This is a genomic window from Caballeronia sp. BR00000012568055 (genome assembly GCF_029439455.1).
Classification (GTDB): domain Bacteria; phylum Pseudomonadota; class Gammaproteobacteria; order Burkholderiales; family Burkholderiaceae; genus Caballeronia.
This window is the reverse complement of sequence record NZ_JAQFVG010000134.1, coordinates 1-852: the sequence shown is the minus strand read 5'-3', so window position 1 is coordinate 852 and position 852 is coordinate 1. Positions and strand designations below refer to the sequence as shown.

At 58.7% G+C, this 852-nt stretch carries 1 protein-coding gene and 1 pseudogene; one reads left to right on the top strand and one right to left on the bottom strand.

What is annotated here, in order from left to right:
* Positions 1-195: pseudogene (locus tag P7F28_RS07770) on the bottom strand (hypothetical protein); the annotation flags it as partial.
* A gap of 267 nt (positions 196-462) precedes the next feature.
* On the opposite strand from P7F28_RS07770, the gene P7F28_RS07765 reads away from it, so the two are divergent.
* On the top strand, positions 463-852 hold a 390-nt coding region (locus P7F28_RS07765), incomplete at its 3' end, for a hypothetical protein (RefSeq protein ID WP_277183938.1).

The window sequence follows — 852 nt, the reverse complement described above, 5'->3', positions numbered from 1 at the left end:
CAGCGACTCGGGCATGTTGTCGCCGCGCCGGCTGTCGGTGGCCAGACTGATCAGCGCGTCGACCATCTTGTTTGTCACCGCCTCGCTCCAGAACTGCGGATCGGGCAAGGGATCTGGCTTGGCCTGAACACGGGTGACCGGCGCCGGGGGCGCGTCGAACATGTCCAGTTGCCATGCTGCGACTTCCGTATGCATGGGAATCTCCGGTTGAACGGGAAACCCATGCCCGCAACGGGAGGATTTCCCGTTGGGGGTGAGGATCAAGACCGCCCGTGAGGGGCGGTCTTGACGTTCAGGCGTAGCGACTAGTCGTCGGTGCCTGTCTTGAGTGGAACGACCACTGCGGATTTCGCGTACTGACGCTTGATAGGCGTGACCTTCTCTTCTGCCGGAACCGGCGAAGCAGTAGCAGTCGGTGACGCTTTCGCTTCTTCCACTCTGTCCTCCTTCAACGAGGCCTTGATGGATCGCTTGATCCATGTGGCAACGACGAAGGAGACGAACAGAAACGCAAAGAAGGAGTGCGCCGCGAACCACAACGCAAAACACACAGCGACCAACCAAGCGGGCGATTTGATCGCCTTGAAGACCAACTGCTTCGGCATTTTTCTCTCCAGAAAAACTGACGCACAAGTGGGATGTCCAGCCCGTAAAGCGCTGGATGGTTTTCGATGCTCGATTGAGCAGGGACAAACGGCGCGCGGAGAGACGCTTTCGTCACGGCTCGATAAGGCGTGGCGGAAGCAGCTCTATGCGGAAGAAGGGAGATTGAGCGGTCGCAATACCTATCGCGATGCTTTTCGTCGATGCGTCCAGGACGCGGGGATGAAATTGAATGTACGCGAAGCGGGC